The organism is Neisseriaceae bacterium, assembly GCA_016864895.1.
GTDB lineage: Bacteria > Pseudomonadota > Gammaproteobacteria > Burkholderiales > Neisseriaceae > QFNR01.
Window position 1 is genome coordinate 992,306 of record CP046107.1, and the last position, 26,587, is coordinate 1,018,892.

The following is a 26,587-nucleotide window of genomic DNA, read 5'->3' on the forward strand; positions in this document are numbered from 1 at the left end:
ATTAGCGTATTTTTTTTAAAGTAGCCAAATCAAATATTTGGCTACTTTTTTTGTATTTTCCTATTGATCCTGAGATGACTAGCACCCTACCTCCAAATTGTCGATTGATTTCCCGAAATGTTACACAAGGTTTTTTATGAGCTATATTGGCTGAGGTTGAAACTAAGGCGGATTGAATTTGTCTACATAAAAATAAAGCTTGAGCATGGTCAGGAATTCTTATTGCTAGTTTTTTCCTTTGAGTTCCACGTAGTAGTGGAAATATTGTAGGACAAGCAGGAACTAAAAAAGTATTGGCTGAAGGCCAAGTATTATTTAAAAAATCAAGTTCAGATGCAGACAAAGGATTGATGAGAGATGACAATTGTTTAATTGTGCTACCAATAACAATTAGGCCTTTATTGACTGGTCTTTTTTTAAGTTTAATCAAGCGAGAAACTGCTTTGGGATGATTAGGGAGTACGCCTAGACCAAAACATGATTCTGTGGTGTAAGCAATGATACCTCCTCGTTTCAAATGGAATTTTGCTTGTTTAATTTTTTTTTGGGGAATCCTTTGATGCATAGTATGTAGATTAATTTATTGCATAACTGAATTAATTTTAACATATGTTTTTATTAGTTTACTCGTTGAATTGGGAAGAAATAAATTAAACTTAATTAAAGTAATCAATCTAGAATATATTCTGATAAAATGCTTCGACTACCAAAAAACTTTAAAACAAAAGGTAATTATTGAGTGATAGATAGAAATTTAATGGTTATTTTGTTGTCATCAATATGGTTGATTTTTTCTGGCTTTGATTGGGGACTCAAGAAAAGTAAAAATGAATTAGTCACTCCACCCATAGAGGAAATGGTAGAGGCTAAGTATCTCGTTAAGATTCACGTCTATCCTCTAGAGGTTGGTAATGCAGATGAAGAGGTAATTAACAGTATTTCCGCATTATTAGAAGAACATTTATCAATTGTTAATAAAAGCAGACAACCTGATTTAGACGAAGAACAAGAAAAGTATTTAGAGTTAGAAGCACCTAAAGAAATCAATCAAATTTTAGCGACTGAAGGTTATTTTGATAGTCGAATTAAGATAGTACCTAGATTAAATTTAGGAAATAAAGAGTACACTATTGAAGTGGGCTTATCTGAACCTGTTAGAATCAAAAATAAATTAGTGGTTTTGTCAGGTGCAATTGAAGATGATCCGTCTATTCAAAATTATTATCAGCGTATTAATACAGTGTGGGCATTAAATGTGTCAGACATCTTTAAACAAAAATTATGGTCCTCAAGTAAAAAATTGATACTCAAAGAAGTTCGGAAGAATAAATACCCTTTAGCACGTATTAAAGATTCATATGCTCAAATTGATCCCAATGAGCATAGTGCTTTGCTAAGCCTTGATATTGAAAGTGGAAATTTAATTAAATTTGGTGAGATTAAAGTATTTGGCGTGGAAAGATATCCTGAATCAATTGTCAGGAATTTAGCTGTTTTTAATCAAGGGGGTGACTATAATGAAGAATTATTATTTGATTATAAGCAGCAATTAGAAAAAGATGGGCACTACAGTGAAGTTGTGGTAACACCTGTGTTTGGACAGATTGAAAATAATGAAGTACCAATATTTGTCTATTTAAAAGAGCAGTTAAAGAAAAGTTTTGGTATAGAGCTTACCTACGATTCTGGAGCTGGATTTGGAACAGTTTTAGAGTATCAATATTACAATTTTTTGAATAGAGGTTATGTATCAGCCATCAGTGCAATTTATAACCAATACGAACAAGAAGTAAGCCTTGGGGTAACTCAAACTAAAAAATCTAATGGCAAGTTTTGGACAGCTAGGACAAATTATTTTAAAGGCTCTAAAAATGGTCTAAATACTGTTTTATGGTCTACAGGATTTTGGTATATTTATACCGGCAAGGTAACAGATACAAGTGTAGGTTTAGAGTATTACCAAGAAAAATTAAAAACCAAAGAAGAGCGTAAGAATAATAATGCCTTATTAGTCACAGGTCAATGGAAGATTAATCGTGTTGAAACTTTATTACGACCTGAAAATGGTTATTATATTTCCGCTAAGGTTGGTAGTACCTTGGGGGTACTGTCATCTTCTTCTGTACGGCGATATGAGATTGATGGTGATTATTACATAACACCATGGCAAAGAAATAATGGTACATTTTTATTCAAAGCTCAAGCTGGTTATGTTTCGGCAAAAGATCCCGCTAATGTACCGGATGAATTAAAATTTAAAATAGGGGGACCTGGTTCAGTTAGAGGTTATCCGGTTGATAGTATAGGGATGAAGAAAGGTTCTTATACTCTTGGAGGTATGGTAAAGGTGGCTGCAACTGTGGAGTATCAAAAACCAGTAACCAAAAGTGTCTCTGTTGCTGTTTTTCATGATATAGGAGATGTAAAAAATAAATTGAAGGATATAAAACTAAAACATGGTACGGGTATTGGTGTTCGTTGGTTTAGTGTAGTGGCTCCATTGTCTTTTGATGTTGCGTATGGGCATGAAAGAAGAAAAGTTAGTTGGCATCTTAATCTAGGGGCGAGGTTTTAGTGTTAGTCTTTCTTAAGAGATTTTATTCATTCACCTGGCGGTTTTTAATAGCTATTATTATCATATTGATTCTATTAGGTAATTTTATTGTTTTTACTAATTTAGGACTTAGGGTTACCTTGGCCACCATACCTCATTTGTTTGGAATGAGTGTTTCACAAGAGAAATTACGAGGGAGTTTCTATCAAGGTTTTGATATTGAAGGGATTAAAATAAAATCTAAGGACTATATATTATCTTCAAATAAAATCCAATGGATTTGGGAAGATAATAAAAAAATAGATGGTTTATTAAAAGTAAAATTAGTAGAATTGGGAGATATATTTTATGTAAAAATCCCAAATGAGGCAGTTAAACTTCCTGTTAAGTTACCTGATAGTTTAAAATTACCTTTTAATTTCCATATCCATGAAATTCATATTTCTAGTCTTTCAATAGAAGGTTTTGAATCACCTATTATTAGGAATAGTAGATTTAATTTTTCCTATTTTAATCATTTATACACACTAGGAATTACAGAATTAATAATATTTTCCTCCCTCAATAGAGGTACTTTATTTTTTAAAGATGCTAAATCCTTTGAATTAGTTGGTCGAATTGACTCATACAGTTTACATTCAGATAGTACCCATTTTGGTTTTATTAAGCTTAGTAATAACTTGCAACATCCTTTATTAGAAACAAATATAAAAAATAAAGAGTTAGGTATTGCTGGTTATGTCCATTTATCACCTTTTGATCCTATTAAAACAAGAAGAATTATTTCAGCAGATATTGTAGGAGATAAAATTAATCCCCAAAATTTCGTTTCTAGTTGGTTTGATGCTGAACTTTCGTTTCAGCTTTCTATGGAACTAAAAAAAGATAATCCTGAAGTTTTTTATGGGCACTTTAATATTCAAAATGCTAGGCCAGCGTATTATGAGAAGAAAGGAGTTCCCATAAAAGAAATTGATTTAGATTTTGAAGTACCTGAGGATGGGACTTTGGAACTCTCTAAAGGTATTATGAAAACAATGACTAACGGAAATATAGATGCTAAGGGATTGATACACCCTGATGGAACTATTCAAATGTTGGCTAATGTCAATTTAGGTTTAATAGATTTCATAGATATACCTATCAAAAATACGTATCAAGGAAAAGCAATTTTAGAAGGAAATTATATTAATCCTATTTTAAAGATTGATATTGAATCAGCGTGGAATAAATTACAAGTAGATGCTCAACTACAATCTAGAGATAAAATATTATTGTTTAACCAATTTATTTTATCTAAATCAAATAGTTATTTTTATGGTTCTGGAAAATTTTATTTAAAAGATAAGTTTGATATTGATTTAAATTTGTTAGGTAGGAATTTCAACCCTTATGTGATAAATCCGCATTATCCTCGAGCGAGTATTAATGGAGAAGCGCATATTAGAGGTAACCTGAATGAATCTTTGTATTTATTGGTAAATATTGAAAATAGCCAAATCTCTAATATGCCTTTCTATACTAAAGGGGTTGTTGATTTTAATAAAAAAGAAATTAAAAAAGCAGATCTAAGGCTTGTACTTGGTGATAATCATTTGATTTTGAATCGTAAATCTGATAATAATCAGGATCGACTGAATATAGACCTTCATATGCCTAATCTACAATATTTTGGGTTCGGTATTTCAGGTAATGCTTTCATTAAAGGATATATTCAAGGAAATTTTAAAAATTTGGTTGCTAATTTAGTTGGTGAATTAAAAAAAGTAAAATTACTTGGAATTTTTTCATTAGATTTTTTAAGTTTTGGTATTCATATTTCTCCAGATTTAACAGCTCCTTTAAAAATAGGTGTTAAAGGGAATGGATTAAATATTAGTAATTTTTCTATTAATAATATAAATAGTTTGTTTACTGGCACGCTGGTTTCTCATTCTGGTAGCACTCAATTTAGTTTAAAGTTACCTCAAGGAACTTTAGTAGGACATTATCGAGCCCGCGGTGGGATTGATAAAAACTATGTGTGGAAAGGTAATATTGATGAACTTAATCTATCAGGATTCTTTGATTTATTATTACAAAATTCTGTTCCTGTCAAAGCAAGTATTAATAGCTTAAAATTAGGTGATGCAAAATGGACTGTTTTAGGTGGGATAGTACACCTAAACTATTTTGATTGGACTAAAGGGAAAGGATTTAAAACGAAAGGTAATGTGGCTGAGTTTCGATTGAGAGAGTTACAAAATTGGATTAAGCTCCCTTTTGAACAAAACATTGTAGTAAAAGGTGATTGGGATTTAACCTATAATGCAAATACTTCTGGATATATTAAGTTAACAAAACAAACAGGAGACATTCTTTTTTCTGAAAGAAAAACACCATTAGGTTTAGAAAAATTTAATTTTAATGTACAACTATATAGTAATCAAATTAAGACATTGTTAGATACTCAAACAAGATTCGCAAGCGGGCATATGGATGTGACAATCTCACAAAAATTTGGTAGGAATTTTATAACTTCTCCCATTCAAGGGCAAATTAATATTAACTCCAGTGATATTGGTGCCTTTAAATATACTTTACCAGTTGGCATAGATTTAAAAGGAAGAATCGATTCTAAAATTAATATATCGGGATCAGTTGGAGAACCTAAATTAACTGGTTATTTTGATGGAACAGGTGTTGAATATAAAGATTTATCAAATGGAATTTTTTTACGTAATGGCCAACTCAATTCAAGACTGGTAGGTAAGCAATGGATTATTGATCAACTGTCTTTCAAGAATAAAGAGGGGGCTATTTTATTAAAAGGAGTAGTGGGAGAAATCAATGGATTATATGGTATTGATTTGGATTTAGCTCTTGATCGTTATTTGGTCATAAATCAGCCTAATAGACAATTTATTGTTTCTGGGCAGACCAAAATGAATTTGGACAGAACTTCTGGTTTGCAATTGACGGGAAGTTTACAATTAGACAAAGGTAAGTATGAAAATTTGGGTGATAGTATGCCTAAGTTATCAGATGATGTACATATTGTAGGAGGAAAAATACCAAATTTAAAACTGAATAATCTGATACCATTTATAGTAGATTTAGAACTTAACTTGAACAATCAATTAAGATTTATTTTGAGTGACTTGGATTTTTTAGTTGGTGGGAACCTTCGTTTAAGAGCACAAAAGGGACAACCTTTAAAGATATTTGGAAAAATTTCTGCGGTAGAAGGTAAATATCGTGCTTACGGACAGAATTTGAGGGTAGAGAAAGGATCTTTAGTTTTTACAGGAGATCCGGCGAATACGCAAATGAACGTTAGAGCTAGACGTTACCAATCCCCAGTAGGAGCTGGTGTTGACGTAACAGGCACTTTTCAAGATCCGAGAATTACACTCATATCAGATGTTTTCATGAGTGATAGGGATAAATTATCTTGGTTGATTTTAGGTCGTGAATCCAAAGGAGAGAATGACAATGATGCACTTGCTCTAGCAGTCGGAGTATTGGCGGCTGAAAAAGTCAATAAAGAGGTTGGTTCAGTATTTGATAATATAGGATTAAGTTCTAGTCAGAAAAGAAACACAAGTACAGGGGAATTAAATCCTGCAGAGCAGATGGTTACTTTTGGTAAACAACTAAATGAAAACTTATATATGAGCTATGAATTTGGTATTCAAAGTAGTACACAAGCTGTGCGTTTGATCGATGTTATTAGTAAGTTTTTGAATGTTTTTGCTCGTGTCAGTACAGAGTCAGTTGGCGGTGGCATTACATATAAAAGAAGATTTGATTAGCATATTTAAAAGTTTAGTTAGCTTATAAAGTAGCAAATTCGGTATAATAACGGCTCTTTCAACAAAAATATTTTTTATTAGGTAAATAAATCATGCAAGAACAGTATCAACCAGATTTAATCGAGTCCAAAATGCAGAAAAAATGGCAAGAAGCCAAAATTTTCAATGTGACTGAGGATACAACTAAACCTAAATATTATTGTTTGTCCATGTTTCCTTATCCTTCTGGAAAGTTACATATGGGGCATGTTAAGAATTACACTTTATCAGATGTTTTGTGTCGTTTTAAATTATTAAATGGATTTAACGTATTACAGCCAATGGGGTGGGATGCATTCGGATTACCTGCAGAGAATGCGGCAATTCAAAATGGAGTTTCTCCTGTAAGATGGACTAGAGAGAATATCCAAGATATGAAAAAGGTCTTGAACGCATTAGGTTTTGGAATTGACTGGGATAGAGAAATTACAACATGTGATAAAGAATATTATCACTGGGAGCAGTGGTTATTTACTCGTTTATACAAGAAAGGCAAGATTTATAAAAAACTAGGTGTGGTTAATTGGGATCCAGTTGACAAAACTGTTTTGGCAAATGAGCAAGTGATTGATGGTAGAGGATGGCGTTCAGGAGCCTTGGTTGAAAAACGAGAAATTCCGATGTATTACTTTAAAATTACAGATTATGCAGAGGAATTGTTAAATGATCTGGATAAGTTAGAGGGTTGGCCGACTAATGTTATTCAGATGCAAAAGAATTGGATTGGTAAGTCTCAAGGGATGGCTGTCCGTTTTCCTTTGGATAAAAATAGTCAGAGAGATTTATCAAAAGAAGATAGCCAATACATACAGGTTTATACTACTCGACCTGATACTTTAATGGGAGTCACTTATTTAGCCGTAGCGGCTGAACATCCATTAGCAATTGCAGCCAGTAAAGATAAACCTGATCTCATTGCTTTTATACAAAAATGTAAGGCAGGCTCTGTTGCAGAAGCTGATATGGCGACAATGCAAAAAGAAGGGAGATCTACTGGACGTTATGTTATTCATCCTCTTACTGGCGAGAGATTGGAGGTTTGGATCGCTAATTATGTATTATGGGGTTATGGGGATGGTGCAGTTATGGCTGTGCCAGCACATGATGAGCGAGATTTTGAGTTTGCAACACAATATTCTTTGCCGATTAAATGGGTCATTCAACCTACAGATGGAAGTGAGTTGTCATCTGAGAAAGCCTATGTGGATCATGGTATTCTATTTAATAGCGGTGAATTTGATGGACAGAATTTTGAAGAGGCTTTTACTTGTATCGCTAAGGCTTTACAGGAAAAAGGTTTAGGAGAATTAAAAACTCAATATAGACTGAGAGATTGGGGTATTTCACGACAAAGATATTGGGGATGTCCTATTCCCGTTATTTATTATGAAAATGGTCAAGAAGGTATTATTGAAGATGATCAACTACCATTTGTTCTACCTGAGGAGATTATTCCGGATGGTTCCGGTTCTCCACTGAAGAAAAGACCAGACTTTTATGAAGTAAAAAATGAAAAAGGTGAAGTTATTGGTCAGTATGAGACCGATACAATGGATACTTTTGTTGAATCTAGTTGGTATTTTATGCGCTATGTTTCTCCTCAGTATGCGTTGGGAATGTTAGATCCACAAGCGGCAAGTTATTGGTTACCAGTTGATCAATATGTGGGTGGGGTTGAGCATGCTATTTTACATCTATTATACTCTCGATATTTTACTAAATTATTGAGAGATGAGGGTTTAGTGTCTATTGATGAGCCTTTTCAAAAACTGCTTACTCAAGGAATGGTTATTGCTATGACCTATTATCGAGAGCAAGAAAATGGATCAAAGGAATGGATATCACCACAAGATGTTGTAGTAGAAAAAAATGATAAAGGACAGATTGCCAGGGTTTATCATAAAATCGATGGACAGCCTGTTATTCCTGGTGGATTAGAGAAGATGTCTAAATCTAAAAATAATGGAGTAGATCCTAAGCAGATGATTCAGGAATATGGTGCAGATACCATTCGCTTATTTATGATGTTTGCCGCGCCTCCAGAGCAAACTTTAGAATGGAGCGAAGAAGGTGTAGAGGGTTCTTTTAGATTTTTACGAAGATTGTGGCGGTTGTTAGTGGAGTTTAAAAAATCAAATAGCTTAACGTTATTTCAATTGACACAAAAAGATTTGACCGGAGATGTTAAGGCATTGCGTTTTAAATTGCATACAACTATTGATAAAGTGACTGATGATTATAATAGGAGGCAACAGTTTAACACTGCAATAGCAGCGATTATGGAGTTGCTAAATCTTTATGAAAAAACTGACTTATCACAACCTTATGGTAATGAAGTAGCAACAGAAATGTTTAGTGTGGTATTTAGAATGTTGTGGCCTATTGTTCCGCATATTGCAGAAGCTTTATGGGAAGAGCTTGAATTAAATCAAGGTATATTGGAGGCTGGTTGGCCTGTAGCTGATAAGGAGGCCTTAGTACCAGACGAGATGGAGTTAATGGTTCAAGTTAATGGTAAATTACGTGGGCGTATTACTGTCGCTTTAGAAGCAAGCAAGGAAGAAATAGAGTATTTGGCTCAAGCAGAGCAATCAGTATTAAGGCATATAGAAGGTAGAACAGTTAAGAAGATTATAATTGTTCCTAAGCGCTTAGTTAATATAGTGGTTGTATAAAAAAATGTTCCATGTGGAACATTTTTTTATGGTTTTAAATTTTTGGGTAATTGATGAGAATATTTTGAATAAGTTCATCAATGCTCGCGGTGATCGTTGTGGTCTAGTTTTATCGCTCGCCGTAAGACCCCGTCCTTCATGGCGGGGATATAAGGCGTAACCACGAAGTGGTTATTCCGTCTTTTAGTGTCTATGCTATCTTATTGACTATTCATAGTTCATTAGTATAATCAAGACATGCAAATCAAAAAAGCTTTTAAATTTGAGTTAATACCTAATGGTGAACATATTCGCAAAATGAAGCAGTTTTGTGGTTGTTCTCGTTTTGTATTTAATCATGCTTTAGATTGTCAGAATAAGCAGTATGAGGCTGGTAACGGTTTCAAATTCTGCTACAGTAAAATATCGAGCTTACTACCTAAATGGAAAGATGAGTTCAAATGGCTTAAAGATTGCCATAGTCAAGTGTTACAACAATCCTTAAAAGATCTAGAAGCCTCTTTTCGGAATTTCTTTGCCAAACGTTCTAGTTTTCCTAAGTTTAAGAAAAAGGGATTGAAAGAAAGCTTTAGATTTCCCCAAGGTGTAAAACTAGAACAAGGTAACAACCGTTTGTATTTACCCAAAATAGGCTGGGTAAGATACCGTAATAGTCGTCATGTCATTGGTTCGATTAACAACGTTACCATTAGTCACAAGTGTGGAAAGTGGTATGTTGCTATACAAACGGAATATGATGTTGAACCACCAATACCATTAGGTAATGAAGTGGGTATAGATATGGGGATTACCCGTTTTGCAACTTTAAGTAACGGTCAATACTTTGAGCCTATCAATAGTTTTAAAACGGCACAACGTCAGTTAGCTAAATTGCAATGTCAAATGAGCCATAAGAGGCCATTGAGTCACAACTGGAAAAAAGCAAAAAATAAAGTATCACGCTTACACTCGAGAATAGCCAATATTAGACGTCATTACCTTCATCAACTCTCTGCTCAAATTAGCAAAAACCACGCCATTGTGTATGTAGAAGATTTGCAGGTTGGTCACATATCTAAGTCTGCAAAGGGGGATACGACTCATCCTGGTAAAAGAGTAAAGCAAAAATCGGGATTAAATCGTTCTATGCTAGATCAATCATGGTATGAATTTAGAAGGCAACTGGACTATAAACTGTTATGGCGAGGAGGTCATTTAGTAGCAGTGAATCCTAAGAATACCAGTCGTACTTGCCCACAATGCGGGCATATAAGTGCACAGAACCGTCAAACGCAATCAAACTTTGAATGTGTTGCATGTGGATATAAATTAAATGCAGATGAGGTTGGAGCGATAAATATATTAAGGGCAGGATGTGCCCGGTTAGCCTGTGAAGTGAATGATGCAGTAAGGTCATCAGCAACAGGAACCCACCGAAGTGAGTTAGCAATACTGCTAAACACCGTAGGAATCCCTGCCCTTTAGGCCGGCGAGGACGTCAATAAAAAAGACTATGATCCTACAAGTATTTTTGAAAAAGATAAAATTATTTTTGGTATCAATGAAAATTTAAAGAAAAATTCAATTAAAAAAGAAAAATTTGATAAAACACATATTTTATTACTTGGAAAAAGTGATTCTGAAAAAGGGAAAACGATTTCAGCACTTGCACATGATACAACAAGCAAGTAATAAATAAATAATATTTCTCATTTATTATGCTCCTATAGCTTTCTGCCTAAATACTCCATAATTAAGTTAGTACCAATTTGAGGAATAGTTAATACAGCTAAAATATATACACCAACTAAACTTCTCAACTTGGCAATCAAAACAAGGTATTTCAATCGACCGAAGGTAAGGAATGGTAGTACATCAACAACTTTTTCTGCTGTTTCTCTAACTTCATTATTTGACTGTGTTTCTACAAAGCCTTTTTTCATGATATTACCGCAATAAATTTTAAATTTAACTTCCACTAAAGAAGTTTCTTCTGACTCAATTTCTTTATATTCCTCGATTGTGGGTGTTTTGGGTAAAACAACAGCAGATATACGAATTTGAGCCGTATTTTCATTCATGAAATTAAAATCTTTAACTTGAGCCATTAAACTGTATTTATCTTTACGACTAAACTTTTTTAAAAATTTTTTATAATTCTATTGGGGTTTATTGTGACCATTCGCTGGGGTTTATCAATTCTATTATGGATTCTATTCAGTTAAATAGGATTGTTGATTGGTTATCTAGAGGGTAAAAAATAATAGTATTTTAATCTTTAATTTTGATACTTGAAATAAGTGTTATTCTGTCTGTATTAGTATAGTGCCATATCAATTTATACTTTTTATTGTGCGATATATGAGGAAGGTATACGTATTTTAAGAAGATACAGATTCCTAATCTCAACTTTTAAAAAGAAATCTTTTCTCACTTTAGTTAACACATTTTTGGAAACTGTATAATTGTATTTAGCTGTTTTTTTAATATTTTATTCCAATTCGTTTGAAATAATAAAAATTGAACTACTAAATCAATGGGTCTAGATAATTTTATAGTTTGTCATTCACAGAGTTCATAATGTGTAAAATGGTTAAGAATTTAAATGTTTCACGTGAAACTTTTATAGTGAAATGTTAAATAGTTTTCAATAGGTAGAAAAGATACAAATAAGATTCTGATTGATTGTTTTTATTTTTTAGTCGTAAAATAAATGCAATAAAAGAAGGATAGGAGAGATATATGAGTGCTAATAAGATACATAGTATTAGAAGTATTATTTTATTATTGTTTGCTTCTATTGTTGCTACAGGTATTATTACTTTTATTGCATTGGAAAGAAATGAGACTATAAACGCTTTATGGATTGTTATTTGTGCCCTCTGCATTTATTTTATTGGTTATCGTTATTACAGTCTATATATTGCCAAATATGCACTCCGATTGGATTCTACGCGTATGACCCCTGCTTTTCGGCATTGTGATGGTTTGGATTATGTTCCTACTAATAAAGTAATTTTGTTTGGACATCATTTTGCAGCGATTGCAGGTGCGGGGCCTTTGGTAGGGCCGGTATTGGCAGTTCAGTTAGGTTATTTTCCAGGAATGCTTTGGATTCTGGTTGGGGTTGTGTTGGCAGGTGCTGTTCAAGATTTTATGGTTTTATTCATGTCTATGCGGCATGATGGTAAGTCATTAGGCGAGATAGTGAAAGATGAAATGGGTTATATTCCAGGTGTGATTAGTATGATTTTATTTCTGATGATCATGATTATTATTCTTGCCTCATTGGCTATGATTGTTGTTAAAGCTGCAACCCATAGTCCCTGGGCGACTTTTACTTTGGCGTATACTATTCCTTTGGCATTACTGATGGGGATTTATCTAAGATATATACGTCCTGGTAAGATTTTCGAAATTTCAATAGTAGGTTTTGTTTTATTAATTTTAGGTATTTTTTTGGGGGGCTGGGTCTCTCAGCAACCACATTTGAGTCATTATTTTGATTTGAGTGGTGAGACACTGACTTTCTGTTTAATTGGTTATGGCTTTTTAGCAGCGGTATTACCTGTTTGGCTATTATTGGCACCTAGAGATTATTTATCTACGTTTTTAAAGTTGGGAATGATATTTATTCTTGCTTTGGCTGTTATTGTCCTAATGCCTGATTTGAAAATGCCAGCAGTGACTAGGTTTGTTGATGGTACTGGTCCTATTTGGTCTGGACCTGCTTTCCCTTTTTTATTCATTACTATAGCATGTGGTTCTGTGTCTGGATTTCACGCTTTAATCTGTTCAGGCACAACTCCCAAGATGATTCCTAATGAGGTATTGGCACGACCTATTGGTTATGGTGCTATGATATTGGAGTCCGGAGTGGCTATTATTGCTTTAATCTCCGCTTCTATTCTTGACCCAGGTATTTATTTTGTGATGAATAGTCCACAGAGTTTTCTCAATCCACAAGGTTTGGCAGATAATGTTTTTATTGCATCTCAGACAATATCAAATTTGGGTTTCGTAATTACGCCAGAAACCATACAACAGATGACTAAAGATATTGGGGAAGAAAGTATTATTTCAAGAACTGGTGGTGCGCCAACCCTTGCTATAGGGATGGCACATTTATTGCACCATGGGATATCTAATCTCATCTCAATGCCCTTTTGGTATCATTTTGCTATTTTATTTGAAGCTTTATTTATTCTCACCACAGTCGATGCTGGTAGTCGTGCAGGTCGGTTTATGTTGCAAGATTTTTTAGGCCTTATTCATCCCAAGTTTAGGAAAACAGATTATCTACCGGCTAATTTGTTAGCTACTGCAGTTATTGTATGTGCCTGGGGATATTTCTTATATCAAGGGGTGGTTGATCCCTTGGGTGGAATTAATACTTTGTGGCCTTTATTTGGTATTGGAGGACAGATGTTAGTGGCTTTGGCTCTTACTTTGGGTACAGTTGTTTTATTCAAAATGAAACGTAATAGGTATGCTTGGATCACAGTATTGCCAACCATATGGTTATTAATTTGTACCATGAGAGCTGCTTATCTAAAAGTAGCTGATGATACCATTGGTTTTTTTGCTATTGCCAATAAGATAAAGGAAAAATATATTAATCAACCTTTTGTTGCTGATGTAGTGTTTTCTACGCCAGAAGATGCTAAGTACGTTATTTTTAACAATCAAGTGGATGGAATTATTATTATGTTTTTTATGATTGCCACAATTATTATAGTTTTATACGGCATCTATTCGATTTTACTATCTTTGAAATCAGATCAAGAGACCTCAACCGAAGTGCCTTATGAGCCTTTGCCACAAGTAGAATTAGCTAGAATTAAAAAGGAGGGAATTTAATGTTAAAACAAAGATTGAAAGCCTTCAAGCAAACATTGTATCTAATGGTAGGTCAACCAGATTATGAACAATACTGCGCATTTATGAGGGATCGTCATCCTAACCGTGTATTAATGAGTTATGAGGAATTTTATCATAACCGGTTGAATGCAAGATACAGCAGCAAAGGAGGCTCTCGATGTTGTTAGTCACTGTTAATTATTATAAACTCATGTTTAGTCATGAGCCAATCACTCCTCCATCGTTTTTAGTGATAACAATTGTTGAGGAACGAGGTCGCCCTGTTATTTGAGCATCTGGCCATGATGAAACTGCTCTTGGTGTTTTAGGATCGGAGACCCCCCCCGCTTCTCCGGGGTGTTGAATGTTGACAAACATAGCCTTATTATCAGGGCTAAAAGTGATACCTGTTATCTCGCAGCCACAAGGCCCTGTCAGAAAACGTTTAAACTCTTTAGAGCCAGGAACGACAGCAAACATTTGGTTGTTTCCTAAACCTTCATAAGGTCCTGTATTTAATGTTGTGGTGGAAACATCTGTTTGTATCCACATCACCCCCCTATGATCAAATTTCAGCCCATCGGGGCTACCAAAGGAGACTGATTTAATATCTGTTGTCCAATTAAGATTTGAACTATTTAATAAACCACCCATGGCAAAAATATCCCAGGTAAAAGATAAACTTTCAGGATTATTTTTATCTTCCTGCCAGTGTATAATATGACCAAATATATTATTTTTTCTTGGGTTGGCTGCATCAACTCCGGCTTTACCATTTTCTCCTCTTGAAGAATTATTGGTTAATGTGCAGTACACACTACCTTTTATTTTAGGATCAATGGCAATCCATTCTGGTCTATCCATTTTAGTTGCACCTACTTTATCAGCAGCCAATCTGGTTTTTATTAGTACTTCAGCTTGATCTTTAAAGCCATTATCTGGTGTTAATGGATATTGACCAAAAACTAAAGGTATCCATTTGCCTGTATTATCTTCATTGAATTTAGCAACATATAAGACACCCTCCTCTAATAGTTTTAAATTAGCAGCTCTATCTTGTGGTTGATAACTATGTTTGGATATAAATTTATATATATATTCAAATTTCTCATCATCGCCAGTATAAACAACAACTTTATTATTGTTTCCTATATCAACGGTAGCACATTCGTGTTTGATTCTACCTAATGATGTATGTTTTTTAGGGGTACTATTGGGGTTGTAAGGGTCTATTTCGACTACCCAACCAAAACGATGGGGTTCATTAGGTTCATTGGAAGTTTCAAATCGAGGATCTACTTCACTCCAGCGATAGAATTGTTCTCTTTGTTTGATGCCATATCTTTTTTCTAGTTCAGTTAGTTTACCAGTTTTATTAGTAAACATATCACTCCAGTTTTCCTCACAGGTAAGATATGTCCCCCATGGTGTTTTACCATTTGAACAGTTTTGCATTGTTCCTAATAAAATTCGACCGCTTTTATCTTGTTTGGTTTGCATTAAGCGATGTCCTGCCGCTGGTCCTGTTGCACTCATCGGTGTTTGAGCAGTGATTCTACGTGCATACTGAGAAGGCCTTACAACTTCCCATTGTTGTTGTGAATTTTTCCTTATTTCTATAATAGAAACACCTAATGCCTGTTGCGCTTTTCTGACCTTATTAAGTGACCAATTATTGTCACCATCAGGGAATAGAAGACCATTATCACAGTATTCGTGGTTAATAGCTAATAAGGCGTTAGAGTTAGATTGTGTATGCATTGGTAGGGAGAAATAGTCCATACCATCATGGTGCATACCTGCTTGTAACGCTTGTTCTCTGGCACTATTGGCTGCATTAAGTTTAAATTGTGGGCTTTTATCATGAATACCAACTGGATCTCCCCAGCTGTATAGAACTTTTGCAGTATAGCCCTTAGGTACTCTAACATTGTCTTGAGAGGAAGGTTGTATACTTTCAAACCCTAAAGCTTTAGGTCTATCAGAGGAATTAATAGTATCTATGGTTTTACTACTCAAAAAATTAGAAGTGAGTGTTGCTGTTGTTGTTACAATACCCATTTGTAAAAAACGTCGACGTGAGATACTATTCTGTATGATTTCTTGAATACTTAGATTATTACTATGGTTAAGAACCATATCCTGATTCATATGTTTTAGACTTTTTTTGTTTTTTGTTGGCATGGCTGTTCCTCTCTATATAGATGACCAAAAAATTATAGACATATGTTATGTCATATGTATGACATAACTTTTAGGCTAGAACTCAATTCTTAGCTGTAGTTTCCTCATATATTATTTTTTTAATTTGTTGTAATATCTGTATTTAAAGAATAGCTTATATCCTAATTGTGATCAAAACCATAATCTGTATAATTGATCTCAATCATCTTTTTCTAATCAATAGATTTTTAATAAGTATTCAATTACTAGTATAAATGACGGTCAAAGGATAGGTAATATTATTAAAAATTGGCTTACTACGCCACGATGTCACTAGGTAAAAAATTTATATAGTAAAGATAGTTTCTATCGGGTTGAGAAAACAATAGCCATTTAAAATATGATGAATATTTTAAAAACTTATTTTTTCTGTTGTGGGAAAATTTTCAAAATAATCCTTTGGTTATTTAAGTAATAAAGGGATGTACAGATGTATGGTTGTATTGTGTATCTTAGTTCTTTTTATGAGTTATTCCATATACATATATTACATAGTGTTTTAATTATCTTTATTGTTATGCTTGTGATTTTAACCTATGGAAAAACGCTGGGTTGTAAATGGTATGAGACCATTAATGTTATTTCTTTGGTTATGTTTGCTACGTCACTGTTATTCATTTTTTTATTTCAACTGCTTTCAAGGTTTAGAATTTATAATTGAATATTGAACCAATTATAGACATAAATTTATTCAAAGCAAAAAGTAAATTGTTGATTATTTAAATTCCTAATAATTTATTTAAATATTGCTGAGCGTGATATTGATTAAATTAATTTTTCTTATTCTATTTTCTTACAGAGAAAAAGTATGTCATATGAATATAATTATTTATACAATGTTTCATGCTGTAGGCTACTCAAAGTTTAGTTTTTTAGGTAGTATAAAAAAAATAACTTATGGAAGAACAAAGGGTTGACAAAAATTTTAGGACGATTATCAATTAAGAGGGTTAATATGAGCACGAATAATTCATTTAATACTTTGTCTACGTTAACAGTTAAAGATAAAAAATATAATTACCACTCTTTGAAAAAGGCAGAAGAAACATTAGGTGATTTGTCTCAATTGCCAAAATCTATGAAAGTTTTATTAGAAAATCTTTTGAGATTTGAGGATGGAAAAACAGTTACTAGGCGAGATATTGAAGCTATTGGAGATTGGTTGAAACATAAAAAATCAGGCCATGAGATACAGTATCGACCTGTTCGTGTTTTGATGCAAGATTTTACAGGTGTTCCTGCAGTTGTTGATTTAGCAGCGATGAGAGATGCTATGGCAAAAGCAGGTTGTGATCCTAAAAAAGTGAATCCACTTTGTCATGTTGATTTAGTGATTGATCATTCTGTTATGATTGATTATTTTGGAACACCTCATTCATTTGAACAAAACGTAGCTATGGAAATGAGCAGAAATGTTGAGCGTTATGAATTTTTGAAGTGGGGACAAAGGGCTTTTGCCAATTTTAGTGTTGTCCCACCGGGCACAGGCATTTGTCACCAAGTTAATTTAGAATATTTATCAGAAGTCACTTGGACAAATGAAAAAGATGGAGAATATTGGGTTTTTCCCGATACAGTTGTTGGAACGGATTCTCACACACCTATGGTGAATGGTTTATCAGTTTTAGCATGGGGCGTTGGTGGTATTGAAGCTGAAGCAGCATTGTTGGGGCAGCCTATTTCAATGACCTTACCAGAGGTAGTAGGTGTCAGGTTAAGAGGTCATTTAAGAGAAGGAATTACTGCAACTGACTTAGTCCTGACAATTACTGAGATATTAAGAAAATATGGTGTTGTAGGTAAATTTGTTGAGTATTTTGGTGAGGGTTTAGCCGATCTGTCATTAGCAGACCGTGCCACTATTTCTAATATGTCACCTGAATATGGTGCAACTGTTGGTTTTTTCCCTATTGATGAAGTTACCTTGAACTATATGCGTTTGACAGGACGTGATGAAGAAGTTATCTTAAGAACTGAGATATATGCTAAAGAGCAAGGTTTATGGCAAGAAAAAGGTCAGGAACCTGTTTTTACTGATGTTCTAGAAATAGACTTGAGTGCAGTAGAAACTAGCTTAGCTGGGCCTAAACGTCCGCAAGATAGAGTTGTCATTGGTGACCTGAGAAATGCTTTTGATATGAATGCTAATCAGTTGGGTGATAATTTAGATAAAAGCATTAGCTTAATACTAGATGGACAACAATACCAGTTAAAACAAGGTGATGTTGTTTTGGCTGCTATTACTTCTTGTACTAATACTTCTAATCCTAGTGTAATGATGGCAGCTGGTTTGGTGGCCAAAAAAGCGGTAGAATTAGGTATTACTCGTAAACCTTGGGTGAAAACTTCTTTAGCACCTGGTTCTAAGGTAGTAACAGCTTATTTAAATGAGTCAGGTTTGTCAAAATTCTTAGAGCAAATAGGTTTTAATTTAACCGGTTATGGTTGTACAGCTTGTATTGGTAATTCTGGTCCATTAATTCCTGAAGTAGCAAAAGCGATTGATGAATCAGGTTTAAATGTTTCTGGTGTATTGTCTGGTAACCGAAATTTTGAGGGAAGGATTCACCCGAAAATTAAATCTAATTGGTTAGCTTCCCCACCTCTAGTGGTTGCTTTTGCCTTAGCGGGTACAACACGTATTAATTTATTTAGTGACCCTTTAGCGAAAGATAAAAATGGCAATGATGTGTTCTTAAAAGACATATGGCCAAGTAACTATGAAATTGCACAAGCTGTGTCCATGGTAAACGGTACTATGTTTACAAAAAGCTATACAGCATTATTCGATGGAGACGAAAATTGGCAAGCTATAAGAGTAGAAGCTAGTAAAACCTATGAATGGAATCAAGACTCTACTTATATTCGTCATCCTCCTTATTTTGAGGCAATTGATCAACCGTTACCGGTATTAAAGCCAATAGAAAACGCCTACGTCTTGGCTTACTTTGGCGATTCCATTACCACAGATCATATTTCTCCTGCGGGTAATATTGCACCAGATTCACCTGCGGGTCAATATTTGCAAGAATACGGTGTAATGCCTAAGGATTTTAATTCTTATGGTTCGCGTCGAGGTAATCACGAAGTAATGATGAGAGGTACGTTTGCGAATATTCGTATTCGTAATAAGTTAGTGCCTGGTATTGAGGGAGGTTATACCATACATATCCCAACTGGTGAGCAATTAACCATTTATGATACTGCGATGAAGTATAAGGAGGCAGGTATTCCAAGTATTATTTTATCCGGTAAAGAATACGGTAGTGGTTCTAGCCGAGATTGGGCAGCAAAAGGTCCAAACTTGCAAGGTGTTAAAGCTGTCATAGCTGAAAGTTTTGAGCGTATTCACCGTTCTAACTTAATTGGTATGGGTATTTTGGCTTTACAATATAAAAATGGTGAAAATGCGGAAAATCTTGGGTTAACGGGTAAAGAATCTTTTACTATCCATTTGTATGACAATGTTAAACCACATCAAGATATTAAAGTTGTTGCTAAAAGAGAAGATGGTTCTGAAATAGAATTTATGGTCATATGTCGCATCGATACAGTTAATGAGGTTGATTATTTTAAAGCTGGTGGTATCTTACACTACGTTTTGAGAGAGATGATTAAATAATAAAGACTCCTTGAGGTACAAAAATGATGATGCCCCTATGATGAGACAAAATCAAAAATTAATATATTTTTCAAAGTGTGATGTATTCCTCGTTTTAAAGTAATGGGAGATCTTGTTATGTTTGGCGACTGTGCTAATTTACTTTAATGGATTTTTTTTGTTTAATCGTCTATTTTATAGCCCAATTTAAAACTATTAGCTTCATATAAGCTAAATCATGATTAAATACACAAAATCAAAATTATTTCATTGTGTGGATATATATGATATGCATCATTAGGTCAAAAAGGCTGTCATCTGATCAAATAAATATTTAAATACAAGTTAAAATGGGAAAAGTGATTTCTAAAAGAATTTTGAGCTTTTATTTTGGTAGTGGTTATTTTTATTAGTAGGTTTAGATAGTTTTAAAATCTGTGGACACAGCAATTTGATTAAATTTATGAGTTAATCTCTTAATACCTGATGTATCAGTTGTTATTGTCTTTATTGATTTTATTATTTTAAATTAGTTGACGGTTCTGATTTTAGTTGTTAATTATGTTATATAATGGTGTTTCTTGTAAGCGAGACAGTTTTGCTCTAGCTAGATCTTTATTATTTAATTAAGGAGGGTACATCGATTATTAAATGCGTGATGAAGGATAAAGATACGAAAACTAGAAGAAAGGGAAAATAATGGCAGTAAATCTTAATACCAAAACGGCTGATGAGCTTTATGATATTAAAGGAACTCAATTATATGTTGGTCAAGCAGGCGTAAAAAAAAGTAATCATAATGATTTAACTTTATTTGTTTTATCTCCTGAGACCAAAGTCTCCGCGGTATTTACTAAAAACAAATTTAGTGCAGCGCCAGTTCAGATTTGTCAACAACACTTAAAGACTAAAAATAATATTCGAGCATTGGTGATTAATACTGGTAATGCCAATGCAGGAACAGGACAGGCAGGAAGAGATAATGCTTTAAGAATATGTAAAAAAGTATCTGAAAAAATAAATTGTGATATTAGTCAGGTGCTTCCATTTTCAACTGGCGTTATCATGGAACCATTGCCTGTAGATAAAATCATATCAGCTTTAGATAATGTTAAAAAAAGTTATTGGGATGTTGTGGCTTTAGCAATTATGACCACTGATACTATGCCTAAAGCTTGTTCAAAACGTATTGAATTACAAGGGAACCCTATTCATATTACAGGTGTTGCCAAAGGATCTGGGATGATTTGTCCGAATATGGCAACTTTACTTTCCTTTGTTGCGACTGATGCAAAAGTATCTCAACCAGTGTTAGATGATTTGATTAGAGAGGTGGTTGAAGAAAGTTTTAATTCGATTACTGTTGATGGTGATACAAGTACTAACGATAGTTTCGTCTTAATGGCGACTGGCGAAGCTGATGGTAAAATAATTGAAGATATTAACAGTGTTGACTATGTGCAATTCAAATTAGCTTTACAAGAAGTTGTCACTGAACTAGCTAAATCTATCATTAGAGATGGTGAGGGAGCAACTAAATTTATCACCATTCAAGTGAATGGCGCTAATACTCGTCAAGAGGCAAGGAAGGTAGGTTATAGTATTGCTAATTCTCCGTTGGTGAAGACAGCTTTTTTTGCTTCTGATGCTAACTTGGGTCGTATTTTGTGTGCAATTGGTAATTCTGGAATTGAAGACTTGGATGTGAGCCAAGTTGAACTATTTTTAGATGATATTCTGGTTTCTGAAAACGGCGGTGTTGTTAGTCATTATAAGGAAGAATATGGTCAAAAGATTATGGCTAAACCTGAAATCACCATTCAAGTTGAATTGAATAGAGGGCAAGAAAAAGCTACGGTATATACTTGTGACTTGTCCCATGATTATGTGACAATTAATGCCGAGTATCGCACCTAAATTAAAACTTATCGCCTTTGTGTAATGCAGCAATGCCAGCAGTCAAATTGTTGTAATCTACTCTATCAAAACCTGCACTTAATATCATTTCCTTAAGTGTCTCTTGATCTGGGTGCATGCGAATAGATTCAACTAGGTATTGGTAACTATCAGCATCATTAGCGATCAGTCTACCAAATTTAGGTAAGAAATTGAAGGAATAAAAATCATAAGGTTTACTTAGAGGTTGGTAAACCTTAGAGAATTCTAATACTAATAACTGACCACCTGGTTTCAAAACTCGGTACATTTCTTTTAAGGCGATGTCTTTATGTGTCATATTTCTCAAGCCAAATGCAACAGACACTAAGTCAAAATAATTGTCAGAGAATGGTAATTTTTCAGCATCACATACAGCGACAGGGATAATATGTCCTTTATTTAGCAGACGATCACGCCCTACAGTAAGCATAGAGGAATTGATATCAGTTAACCAAACTTCACCTGTCTTACCTACTCTCTTTAACCACCCACTTGCCAAGTCTCCTGTCCCTCCAGCAATATCTAAGACCTTATTTCCTTTATGAATACGTGCTGTTGTTAAGGTAAATTGTTTCCAAATTCGGTGAATACCCATAGACATTATATCGTTCATGATGTCATATTTTTTAGCAACAGAATGAAAAACTTTTGCCACTTTTTCAGATTTTTGAGATTCATCTACTTGTTGGTAACCAAAATGTGTTTTTTTGGACATATTTAATTCTCTTTAAATTAATAATAATTGTAATACACAAAAAAGCCAGCAAAATCATGTAGGATATATTAATGATATATGCACAATTAAGTTTAAAAATGCAGGGCATATGCCACCTTTTGGTATTCTACTCTTTTCATTTTACCAGAAATTAAAACAAGCAAGCTATACAATAGTCCAATGGATTTACAGATATACTGTCTATGCTTATATATGATTATTGCCAATTATTATTAAAGTTCAATAAAAAATCGTTATTAGACTCCTTGTTTTAAACTAGCTTGAATAAAATCATCTAAATGACCATTCATGACTGCTTTAATGTTCCCAACTTCATAGCCTGTACGCAAATCTTTAATTCTTGATTGGTCAAATACATAAGAGCGGATTTGATTACCCCAACCTATCTCAGATTTACTGTCTTCTAATGCTTGTTTATTTTCATTGTGTTTACGCATTTCTAATTCATATAATTTAGATTTTAGCATTTGCATTGCCTCTTCTTTATTGCGATGTTGTGAACGGTCATTTTGACATTGGACTATAATCCCACTTGGGATGTGTGTAATGCGTACTGCAGAATCAGTTTTATTAATATGTTGCCCCCCTGCGCCCGAGGCACGATACGTGTCTATTTTCAAATCAGAAGGGTTAATTGAAATGTCAATACTATCATCAACTTCTGGATAGACAAATACAGAAGCAAAAGACGTATGTCGCTTATTAGATGAGTCAAAAGGAGAGCAACGTACCAAACGATGAATACCTGTTTCTGTTCTCAATAACCCATAGGCATAATCACCTTCCAGTTTCAGGGAAGCACGATTAATACCCGCAATATCACCCGTATTTTCTTCTAATACTTCGACTCTAAAACCTTTGTGTTCAGCGTATCGGATATACATACGCAATAGCATGCCAGCCCAATCTTCGGCTTCTGTACCTCCTGCTCCCGCAACAATGTCAATGAAGCAGTTATTGCCATCTGCTTCTTGATTAAACATCCGTTTAAACTCAAGATCAGCTAGTTTATTTTCGGCGTTATTAACATCTTGGATAATTTCATTAAAGGCACTGTAATCATTTTCTTCTATTGCAATTTCTAGTAAGAGTACAGCATCTCCTATTTGTGAGTTAATAGAATCAATAGCATCTACGATATTTTCTAGAGATTTTTTTTCTTTATTTATCCTTTGGACTTGTGAAATATCATTCCAGGTATCTGGATCTTCTAATAATAAACAAATTTCTTCTAGTTTTTGTTTTTTTTCCTCGTAGTCAAAGATACCCCCTGATATTCTCAGTGCGGTATTTTATGTCATTAATATGCTGATTTAATTCATTTATCTTTTCTGACTCGATCATAATAACCTATGTTGTTGTATTACTGTAAAAATTTATATTGATAAAAATAGTTTATTTTGTTAAATACTTTAGGGCTAGTTTCACAGATTCACCAAGATTCAATTGTGGTTCAATATTTTTAATAGCATTCTTTGCTTCTCTTTGATTATAACCTAATGCGAGCAACGTTTGAATAATATCTTCAGTATTATCCTGATAAATTTCTGAGGTACAATTATCGTTTTTAGAAAATAATAATTTATCTGTTAGTTCTAAAATTAAACGCTCAGCTGTTTTTTTACCAATACCAGGCACAGAAGATAAACGGGTAGTATTTTTATTTTTAATGGCTAGAGTAAGCTCATTAATTTCTAATACTGACAAAATAGCTAATGCGCTTTTGACACCTACACCATTGACCTTGATTAACTGTTTAAATGTTTCTTTTTCCTGAGGAGTATAGAAACCGAATAATTGTTGTGAATCTTCACGATAATGGGTTTGAATATATAAACCAACTTTATGATTAGTTTCGGGTAAGTGATAAAAGGTTTGCATAGATACTTCTATTTCAAAACCAATACCATGTACATCAACCACAATGAAAGGTGGATTTTTTTCAATGATAACGCCAGTGAGGCGGCTAATCATAATACTTCCTTCTTATTAAGATAAAAAAATTTTCTAGTTGAGCTAACTCTGTTGAGTGAGTGAGTAAAAGCAACAGCGATAGCATCAGCAGCATCTGGGGTAGGTGTTGCTGATAACTTTAACATATTAACTAGCATATGTTGCACCTGTTTTTTTGATGCTTTGCCATTACCTACAACTGCTTTTTTAACTTGTAGTGCTGTATATTCATAAATAGGTATTTTTTTTAATGATACAGCAGCTAGTATTCCCCCTCTAGCCTGTCCTAGAATTAGGCTAGTAGCAGAATTGATATTAATAAATATTTGTTCGATAGCTACTTCATCTGGGTGGTAGGTATCTATTATTTCTTGTATGGAAGTGGCCAAGGTATTGATTTTAAGAGGTAAACTATTTTTAGGGTTTGTTTTAATAACACCTGATACAATGTAAGAATAATCATTGTATCTAGAAATATCAATAATACCAAAACCTGTATAGCGACTACCTGGGTCGATACCCAATATTCTCATTAATTTAAACCTTATTTTCGTTTGATTTCTTCTAGGACTTGTACATAAATCAACATAGTGAAAATAAATGTCCCACCAATAATATTACCCAGACTAGTCGGAAATAAAAAACGAACAAAATAATCATATAAATTAGCATTTCCTTGCATCACCCAATAGGCCACTTCGGCAGAACCTACGACTACATGTGTGAAGTCACCTAGAGCAATTAAATAGGTAATAAACATAACTAATAAAAATGCATAATTTTTAGAGGTAGGTAACATCCAAACTAAAGAAGCGATTAAAACACCTGAAGGAATACCACGCCAAATATTCTCCCATGCACCAGTAGATGTGACATGTTGAGCAATGTTATTGAGTTCATTGACAATGATAGGGTCAAAAACATTACAATTCTGCAAAAAAAGAGCTGCTAATGCAGTACCAATCAAATTGGAACATAAGACAATACTCCAAAGATTTATGACAGATAAAACTTTTTTTAGTGTAAGGGGATTGAATAGAGGAACCACAGTTGTAATTGTATTTTCAGTAAAGAGTTGCATATGCCCTAATACAACAATGATAAACCCAACTGAATAACCCAGATTAGAAATAATTGGAGACCAACTCGCATCGGGTAAATAAGTAGTAAAAACCGCTTTAAAAACAAAAGAAAAAGTAATTAGGATTCCCGCCGCTATACCTGAAAAAATTAGTGATGCTTTAGGTCTAACTAATTCCTCTAGACCGTTTCTTCGAATAATTTCATAGACTAAGCGAGGAGAAAGTTTTTCGTGTTCTTCAACTACCATTTTTTCGCGATAAGAAAAGCTTGATATATCGTTTTTAGTTGTCATAGGTTACCCTTGTTTGAAATTTAGGAAAAACTTTTTGATTATAGCCACAGGATATTTTAACAAATTTATGTATTTTTCACTGTTTATTATACAGTGGACCAACACCTTCAATTTCTTTTTGAGCAGACTGAACAGTTTTTTGAATTAGTTCTGTGAGTTCACGTGGATCTTCTTTTGCGTTCCATGCAATAGGTTTACCAATAATAAAAGTTGCCTTCCCTGGATATTTTTTAAGACCCTTAGAATAAAACTCTCCACAATTATGGGCAATAGGTAATAGGTCTAACTTTAAATCTTTGGCTAGATGAGCCGCACCACGTTTATAAGCAACATATTTTCCTGGTTGAATTCTGGTGCCCTCTGGGAAAATACTAATTCCTAATCCATCTTCCACTTTTTCTTTGGCTATCTTTAGCATATTTTTTCTTGAATTAGGATCACCTCTTTTGATAGGAATTTGATTAGTCAAATAAAGACCAAATCCCAAAAGAGGAATAGATAATAATTCTTGCTTTAAAATATACACAGAAATAGGAGAAAATGAATAAATAGCAGATGTTTCCATTCCTGATTGATGATTGGCAACAGTAATATATACTCGATCTTTAGGAATATTTTCCATTCCTTTTACCTCAAAAGAAAGACCTACTATCTTTTTTAGACCCCATAATGCTGTTCTTGACCAATAAACAGCTATTCTGTTTGGCGTTGTTTTATCCATAAAAGGTATAAATAGGATACAAGCCACAAGATAGACGAACATAGTCAGTGGAAGATAAACTAAAAATAATATGGAGCGTAATAAAATCATCTTAAAGTACCTTGAAATTTTAACAAATTTTAATAATACAGCTATCCTA

Annotated in this window: 17 protein-coding genes; 8 read left to right on the forward strand and 9 right to left on the reverse strand. The window is 33.8% G+C overall.

Features of this window, described 5'->3' with window-relative positions; genetic code table 11:
• Position 1: 1 nt before the first annotated feature.
• On the reverse strand, positions 2–565 hold the full coding sequence (locus tag GKC53_04195; GenBank protein ID QRN41336.1) for a Sua5/YciO/YrdC/YwlC family protein: 564 nt from the start codon (positions 563–565) through the stop codon (positions 2–4).
• Positions 566–739: 174 nt separating this feature from the next.
• Here GKC53_04195 and GKC53_04200 point away from each other — a divergent pair, with 174 nt between their 5' ends.
• From GKC53_04200 to GKC53_04215, 4 genes are all read left to right on the forward strand, one after another.
• Complete coding sequence (locus tag GKC53_04200; GenBank protein ID QRN41337.1) at positions 740–2,575, forward strand: BamA/TamA family outer membrane protein; 1,836 nt, start codon at positions 740–742, stop codon at positions 2,573–2,575.
• 146 nt (positions 2,576–2,721) lie between these two features.
• Positions 2,722–6,348 carry a hypothetical protein gene (locus GKC53_04205; protein QRN41338.1) on the forward strand — a complete coding sequence of 1,209 codons (3,627 nt, stop codon included), beginning with the start codon at positions 2,722–2,724 and terminating at the stop codon, positions 6,346–6,348.
• A 92-nt stretch (positions 6,349–6,440) separates the two neighbouring features.
• Positions 6,441–9,062, forward strand: a complete 2,622-nt coding sequence (locus tag GKC53_04210; protein QRN41339.1) for a leucine--tRNA ligase — start codon at positions 6,441–6,443, stop codon at positions 9,060–9,062.
• A gap of 237 nt (positions 9,063–9,299) precedes the next feature.
• Positions 9,300–10,526 carry a transposase gene (locus GKC53_04215; protein ID QRN41340.1) on the forward strand — a complete coding sequence of 409 codons (1,227 nt, stop codon included), beginning with the start codon at positions 9,300–9,302 and terminating at the stop codon, positions 10,524–10,526.
• Positions 10,527–10,765: 239 nt separating this feature from the next.
• On the opposite strand, the gene GKC53_04220 is transcribed toward GKC53_04215, so the two are convergent.
• Positions 10,766–11,149, reverse strand: a complete 384-nt coding sequence (locus tag GKC53_04220; GenBank protein ID QRN41341.1) for a hypothetical protein — start codon at positions 11,147–11,149, stop codon at positions 10,766–10,768.
• Positions 11,150–11,783: 634 nt separating this feature from the next.
• Here GKC53_04220 and GKC53_04225 point away from each other — a divergent pair.
• Both GKC53_04225 and GKC53_04230 read left to right on the forward strand, forming a co-directional pair.
• Positions 11,784–13,901 carry a carbon starvation protein A gene (locus tag GKC53_04225; protein QRN41342.1) on the forward strand — a complete coding sequence of 706 codons (2,118 nt, stop codon included), beginning with the start codon at positions 11,784–11,786 and terminating at the stop codon, positions 13,899–13,901.
• Positions 13,901–14,089: a putative selenoprotein gene (locus GKC53_04230; protein ID QRN41343.1), complete on the forward strand. Its 189-nt coding sequence runs from the start codon at positions 13,901–13,903 to the stop codon at positions 14,087–14,089. The genes GKC53_04225 and GKC53_04230 overlap by 1 nt, the downstream gene beginning before the upstream one ends.
• 31 nt (positions 14,090–14,120) lie before the next feature.
• Here the strand turns inward: GKC53_04230 and GKC53_04235 are convergent, their stop codons facing one another.
• Positions 14,121–16,085, reverse strand: coding sequence for a DUF839 domain-containing protein (locus tag GKC53_04235; protein ID QRN41344.1), 1,965 nt, complete (start codon positions 16,083–16,085; stop codon positions 14,121–14,123).
• A 994-nt stretch (positions 16,086–17,079) separates the two neighbouring features.
• Here GKC53_04235 and acnA point away from each other — a divergent pair.
• Both acnA and argJ read left to right on the forward strand, forming a co-directional pair.
• Entirely contained in the window at positions 17,080–19,746 is a 2,667-nt protein-coding gene (gene acnA / locus GKC53_04240) for an aconitate hydratase AcnA (GenBank protein ID QRN41345.1), read from the forward strand.
• A 678-nt stretch (positions 19,747–20,424) separates the two neighbouring features.
• Positions 20,425–21,642 (forward strand): bifunctional glutamate N-acetyltransferase/amino-acid acetyltransferase ArgJ, encoded by a 1,218-nt coding sequence (argJ, locus tag GKC53_04245; GenBank protein QRN41346.1) that lies wholly within the window; start codon positions 20,425–20,427, stop codon positions 21,640–21,642.
• A gap of 1 nt (position 21,643) precedes the next feature.
• Here the strand turns inward: argJ and ubiE are convergent, their stop codons facing one another.
• The 6 genes from ubiE to GKC53_04275 all read right to left on the reverse strand — a co-directional run bounded on the left by ubiE (position 21,644) and on the right by GKC53_04275 (position 26,538).
• Positions 21,644–22,378 (reverse strand): bifunctional demethylmenaquinone methyltransferase/2-methoxy-6-polyprenyl-1,4-benzoquinol methylase UbiE, encoded by a 735-nt coding sequence (ubiE, locus tag GKC53_04250; GenBank protein ID QRN41347.1) that lies wholly within the window; start codon positions 22,376–22,378, stop codon positions 21,644–21,646.
• Positions 22,379–22,635: 257 nt separating this feature from the next.
• A protein-coding gene (gene prfB, locus GKC53_04255; protein QRN41831.1) for a peptide chain release factor 2 occupies positions 22,636–23,740 on the reverse strand; the annotation gives its coding sequence in 2 pieces (ribosomal slippage) (positions 22,636–23,658 and positions 23,660–23,740; 1,104 coding nt in all).
• A 54-nt stretch (positions 23,741–23,794) separates the two neighbouring features.
• A complete protein-coding gene (gene ruvA, locus GKC53_04260) occupies positions 23,795–24,373 on the reverse strand; it encodes a Holliday junction branch migration protein RuvA (GenBank protein QRN41348.1) in 579 nt (192 codons plus the stop codon).
• Positions 24,370–24,885 (reverse strand): crossover junction endodeoxyribonuclease RuvC, encoded by a 516-nt coding sequence (gene ruvC / locus GKC53_04265; protein ID QRN41349.1) that lies wholly within the window; start codon positions 24,883–24,885, stop codon positions 24,370–24,372. Before ruvC ends, ruvA begins: the two co-directional genes overlap by 4 nt.
• A gap of 11 nt (positions 24,886–24,896) precedes the next feature.
• The gene (locus tag GKC53_04270; GenBank protein QRN41350.1) at positions 24,897–25,727 is read right to left on the reverse strand and encodes a formate/nitrite transporter family protein; all 831 of its coding nucleotides are present in this window, start codon (positions 25,725–25,727) and stop codon (positions 24,897–24,899) included.
• Between the two features lie 76 nt (positions 25,728–25,803).
• Positions 25,804–26,538 (reverse strand): 1-acyl-sn-glycerol-3-phosphate acyltransferase, encoded by a 735-nt coding sequence (locus GKC53_04275; GenBank protein ID QRN41351.1) that lies wholly within the window; start codon positions 26,536–26,538, stop codon positions 25,804–25,806.
• Positions 26,539–26,587 lie beyond the last annotated feature (49 nt).

Coding starts and splice junctions, on each gene's coding strand:
- GKC53_04195 (QRN41336.1), bottom strand. CDS start 565: ATGCATCAAAGGATTCCCCAAAAAAAAATTAAACAAGCAAAATTCCAT.
- GKC53_04205 (QRN41338.1), top strand. CDS start 2,722: ATGAGTGTTTCACAAGAGAAATTACGAGGGAGTTTCTATCAAGGTTTT.
- GKC53_04210 (QRN41339.1), top strand. CDS start 6,441: ATGCAAGAACAGTATCAACCAGATTTAATCGAGTCCAAAATGCAGAAA.
- GKC53_04215 (QRN41340.1), top strand. CDS start 9,300: ATGCAAATCAAAAAAGCTTTTAAATTTGAGTTAATACCTAATGGTGAA.
- GKC53_04220 (QRN41341.1), bottom strand. CDS start 11,149: ATGGCTCAAGTTAAAGATTTTAATTTCATGAATGAAAATACGGCTCAA.
- GKC53_04225 (QRN41342.1), top strand. CDS start 11,784: ATGAGTGCTAATAAGATACATAGTATTAGAAGTATTATTTTATTATTG.
- GKC53_04230 (QRN41343.1), top strand. CDS start 13,901: ATGTTAAAACAAAGATTGAAAGCCTTCAAGCAAACATTGTATCTAATG.
- GKC53_04235 (QRN41344.1), bottom strand. CDS start 16,085: ATGCCAACAAAAAACAAAAAAAGTCTAAAACATATGAATCAGGATATG.
- acnA (QRN41345.1), top strand. CDS start 17,080: ATGAGCACGAATAATTCATTTAATACTTTGTCTACGTTAACAGTTAAA.
- argJ (QRN41346.1), top strand. CDS start 20,425: ATGGCAGTAAATCTTAATACCAAAACGGCTGATGAGCTTTATGATATT.
- ubiE (QRN41347.1), bottom strand. CDS start 22,378: ATGTCCAAAAAAACACATTTTGGTTACCAACAAGTAGATGAATCTCAA.
- ruvA (QRN41348.1), bottom strand. CDS start 24,373: ATGATTAGCCGCCTCACTGGCGTTATCATTGAAAAAAATCCACCTTTC.
- ruvC (QRN41349.1), bottom strand. CDS start 24,885: ATGAGAATATTGGGTATCGACCCAGGTAGTCGCTATACAGGTTTTGGT.
- GKC53_04270 (QRN41350.1), bottom strand. CDS start 25,727: ATGACAACTAAAAACGATATATCAAGCTTTTCTTATCGCGAAAAAATG.
- GKC53_04275 (QRN41351.1), bottom strand. CDS start 26,538: ATGATTTTATTACGCTCCATATTATTTTTAGTTTATCTTCCACTGACT.